This is a genomic window from Thauera aminoaromatica S2, from assembly GCF_000310185.1.
In the GTDB taxonomy this organism is placed as follows: domain Bacteria; phylum Pseudomonadota; class Gammaproteobacteria; order Burkholderiales; family Rhodocyclaceae; genus Thauera; species Thauera aminoaromatica.
This window is the reverse complement of the sequence record NZ_AMXD01000231.1, coordinates 1-2,968: the sequence shown is the minus strand read 5'-3', so window position 1 is coordinate 2,968 and position 2,968 is coordinate 1. Positions and strand designations below refer to the sequence as shown.

Genomic DNA, 2,968 nt, shown 5'->3' with positions numbered 1-2,968 from the left:
CCTGCGGCGGCGAGCGTGGCGGCGCGCCCGACCCACTCCCGCTGTGCCGGGCCGACGCGCTCGAAGGCCAGCACCACGACGCCGCCGCAGCACTGGCCGAGGCTGGCGCCGAGGGCGAAACGTTCGAGGCGCGGGGAAGGGGCGTCGGCGACGAGCAGCTCGCGCGCGATCCCGATGGCGCGCTGCTCCAGCCGGCCGCCGCCGACGCTGCCCTGCACCTGGGCGGCCGTCACCACCATGTGCGCACCCGCGGCGCGCGGTGCCGAACCTCGTGTGGCGGCGACCGTGACCAGGACCGCGCGGGCGTCGGTCTCGAGCAGACAGGAGAGGGTGGAGATCCAGGAGGGCAAGGGGAGGTGAGCTGCGAAGGACGAAACGTCGGGGGGTCAGGCGTCAGGCGTCAGATGGGAGGCGTCGGGCGTCGGGCGTCGGGCGTCGGGCGTCGGGCGCCGGCGCACCGCGTCGAGCGCGTCGAGGATGGCCTCGGGGGTGGCGGGTGCGCGCAGGGGCGGGTTGCTGTGGCCGTCGCCGGCGGCGGCGATGGCGTCGCGCAGCGCGAAGAAGACCGAGAAACCGAGCAGCAGCGGCGGTTCGCCGACCGCCTTGGAGCGCAGGAGGGTGTCGGCGCGGTTGGGGTTGTGGAACAGGCGCACGCGCAGGTCCGCCGGGCAGTCGTGCGCGGCGGGGATCTTGTAGGTGGAAGGCGCGTGGGTCATCAGGCGGCCCTCGGCGTTCCACCACAGCTCTTCCATGGTGAGCCAGCCCATGCCCTGGATGAAGGCGCCCTCGACCTGGCCGCGGTCGATCGCCGGGTTGATCGAGCTGCCGGCGTCGTGCAGCAGGTCGGCGCGCAGCAGGCGCCATTCGCCGGTGAGCGTGTCGACCACCACCTCGGACACCGCCGCGCCGTAGGCGAAGTAATGGAAGGGGTGGCCGGTGAGCGTGGCCGCGTCCCAGTGCAGTCCGGGCGTGGCGTAGAAGCCGTCGGACCACAGCTGCACGCGGGCGCGGTAGGCCGCGCCGACGAGCTCGGCGAAGGGGATCGTGTGTGCACCGACGTACACCTGGCCGTCGGCGAAGCGCACCGCGGCCGGGTCGGCGGGCCGGCGGCCTGGGCGCGCATCGCCGCGGTCTTCGCCTTGGCCCCCCTCGCCCCCCTCGGCGAAGCGGCGCAGTGCGAACTCCGCCAGGCGCATGCGGATCGTGCGCGCGGCGGCGGCCGCGGCCTGGCCGTTGAGGTCGGCGCCGGTGGAGGCCGCGGTGGCCGAGGTGTTGGCCACCTTGCTGGTGTCGGTGGCGGTGGCGCGCACGCGCTCGAGCGCGATGCCGAGCTCGGCGGCGACCACCTGGCAGACCTTGGTGTGCAGGCCCTGGCCCATCTCGGTACCGCCGTGGTTTACCAGCACCGAGCCGTCGGCATACACATGCACCAGCGCGCCGGCCTGGTTCAGGTGGGTGAGGTTGAAGGAGATGCCGAACTTCACCGGGGTGAGCGCCAGCCCGCGCCGCAGCACCGGAGCGGCGGCGTTGAAGGCGGCGATCTCGGCGCGGCGGGCGCGGTAGTCGCTGCTCGCTTCGAGTTCGTCGACCAGCGCGTGCAGCACGTTGTCGGCGACCACCTGGCCGTAGGGCGTGGTGTCGCGCCCCGGGCCGCCGTAGAAGTTGGCGCGGCGCACGTCGAGCGGATCGCGCCCGAGCGTGCGCGCGATGCCGTCGATCACCCACTCGGCGAGGATCGCGCCCTGCGGTCCGCCGAAGCCGCGGAAGGCGGTGTTGGACTGGGTGTGGGTGCGCGCGAGCCGGGCACGGAGGTCGGCCGCCGGCAGGTGGTAGGCGTTGTCGACATGGCAGAGCGCGCGCGTGGCGACCGGGCCGCTGAGGTCGGCGGAGCAGCCCGCGCGCGCGACCATGTCGACGCGCAGCGCGAGGAGGCGGCCCTCTTCGTCGTGACCGACGGTGTAGTCGTAGTGGAAGTCGTGGCGCTTGCCGGTGATGGCGATGTCGTCGTCGCGATCGGGGCGCAGCTTGATCGCACGGCGAAATCTCGCCGCCGCCAGCGCCGCCACGCAGGCGAACAGCGCCGACTGCGACTCCTTGCCGCCGAAGCCGCCGCCCATGCGGCGCATCTCCACGACCACGCGGTGGGCGGCGATGCCCAGGCAGTGCGCCACCACCTGCTGCATCTCGCTCGGGTGCTGGGTGGAACACCACACCTGCATGCAGCCGTCCTCGCGCGGCTGGGCGAGCGCGACCTGGCCTTCGAGGTAGAAGTGCTCCTGGCCGCCGACCTGCCATCGCCCCTCCACGCGATGCGGCGCCGCGGCCAGCGCCGCATCGACGTCGCCACGCATGAGGCGCATCGGCGGCAGCACGAGCTCGCCCGCGCATGCGGCCTCCAGCGGGTCGAGCCGCGCCGGCAGCGGTGCGTAGTCGATGCGGGCGAGGCGCGCGGCGCGGCGCGCGGCGTCGCGCTCGTCGGCGATCACCGCGAAGATCGGCTGGCCGACGTAGTGCACTTCGCCTGCGGCGAGGATGGGGTCGTCGTGCACGATCGGCCCGCAGTCGTTGCGTCCCGGAATGTCGGCGGCCACCAGCACGCCGAGCACGCCGGGCGCCGCGAGCACCGCGCCGAAGTCCATCGCCACGATGCGCGCGTGCGCCTGCGTCGACAGGCCGAGCGCCGCGTGTGCGGTGCCGGCGGGTTCGGGGAGGTCGTCGACGTAGGTGGCCTCGCCGGCCACGTGCAGGTGGGCGGACTCGTGCGGATGCGGCTGGCCGGCGGGGGGGGCGGATGCCGGCGGTGACGAGGTGGGCTCGATCGGCTCGTTCATCACGTTCTCCTCAGCGCCCGCCGCCGGCGAGATCTTCCGCGGCGAAGGCGCGCGTCTGCGCCGCGGCGAGCGGCGCGTCGGGGCGGGTCTCGAGGAAGAAGCGCGCGAGCAGGCCGGCGGCGGCGCGGCGGCGGTAG

General features: G+C 74.4%; 2 protein-coding genes. Both read right to left on the bottom strand.

The features are described from left to right. On the bottom strand, window positions 1–350 hold a 350-nt coding region (locus tag C665_RS18980; RefSeq protein ID WP_004327393.1), incomplete at its 3' end, for an XdhC family protein. Window positions 351–386: 36 nt separating this feature from the next. Further along, complete coding sequence (gene xdhB / locus C665_RS18975; protein ID WP_004327391.1) at window positions 387–2,831, bottom strand: xanthine dehydrogenase molybdopterin binding subunit; 2,445 nt, start codon at window positions 2,829–2,831, stop codon at window positions 387–389. Window positions 2,832–2,968 lie beyond the last annotated feature (137 nt).

Excerpts from the sequence above, each read along its gene's own strand:
- xdhB (WP_004327391.1), bottom strand. The coding sequence starts at position 2,831 with ATGAACGAGCCGATCGAGCCCACCTCGTCACCGCCGGCATCCGCCCCC.